Source organism: Streptomyces sp. E11-3, from assembly GCF_046540415.1.
GTDB lineage: Bacteria > Actinomycetota > Actinomycetes > Streptomycetales > Streptomycetaceae > Streptomyces.
On sequence record NZ_JAZGRL010000208.1, the window covers coordinates 1 to 947 of the forward strand.

General features: G+C 75.8%; 2 protein-coding genes. One reads left to right on the plus strand and one right to left on the minus strand.

Going from position 1 to position 947, the window contains the following annotated elements; translation table 11 throughout:
* Positions 1 to 296: FAD-dependent oxidoreductase (locus tag U9R90_RS36445; RefSeq protein WP_411061789.1), on the minus strand; the 296-nt coding region annotated here is incomplete at its 3' end.
* Positions 297 to 478: 182 nt separating this feature from the next.
* Here U9R90_RS36445 and U9R90_RS36450 point away from each other — a divergent pair.
* Complete coding sequence (locus tag U9R90_RS36450; protein WP_411061791.1) at positions 479 to 886, plus strand: DUF6153 family protein; 408 nt, start codon at positions 479 to 481, stop codon at positions 884 to 886.
* The last annotated feature ends 61 nt before the right edge of the window (positions 887 to 947 follow it).

Here is a 947-nt window from a genome sequence, read left to right on the forward strand (position 1 = left end):
TCGATGGCCGCGATCGCCTCCTTGACCCGGGCCAGCGCCGAGGCCAGGTCGGCGGGGCCGCGCGGGGCGGCCAGACCGTACCGGTCCACTCCGCGCGCGACGTGCACCTCGGCGGCCACCCGCAGCAGCGCCTTGCTCGGCACGCAGCCGGTCCACAGGCAGTCACCGCCCAGGCGATCCCGCTCCACCAGCAGCGTGCGCGCGCCGAGCCGCCCCGCCGTACGGGCCGCGGTGAGCCCCGCGCTGCCGCCGCCGATCACCACCAGGTCGTACGGGTCGTCCATCGGGTCGTCCATCGGGCAACCTCACTCGCCTTCCTCGCATCGGCGCCGGAGCCAGGGAAACCCGCTGGGCCGCGCCCGGCCTTCCCTCCGGGACAGCCCGTTTCCCGTACCCGACTCTTCGCGATCGGGCGGCCCGCCGCACGGGGACACGCGTCCCGGACCCGTTGGATAGGCTCTGACGTGGAGGTTCACCCGTGTCCGCGAGCCGCGTCACCCGCACCGGCACTGCCCTGGGGCAGCTGCTGCTGGTCGTCGTGCTCGCCGCCGGTGTGTTCCTGATGCACACGGTCGGCCATCCGCCCCCTGACACCGACGTGGCGGCGGCCCCGTACGCGGCGACCGCGCCGTACGCCGGGACCGCCGAGAGCTCCCACGGAGCCCACGAGTCCACCGAGCCACCGCTCGGCGGCATGGACCTGGCGGCCCTGTGTGTCGCGGTCCTGCTCGGTGCCTGGGCGTTCACGGCCCTGCTCCGAGCGGCCTTCGCCCGGCGCTCCGACTGGCTCGCCCCGGCTCGCGCGGCGACCCTCGCCGTCCTGCGCCCGAACCCGCCACCGCCGCGCCCACCCGACCTCGCGCACCTGTCTGTCCTGCGGATATAGGCCGACGCCCTAGGGGGCGTCTCCCCGATCTTCGCGGGCCCGCGACGCCTGGCACGCGCCC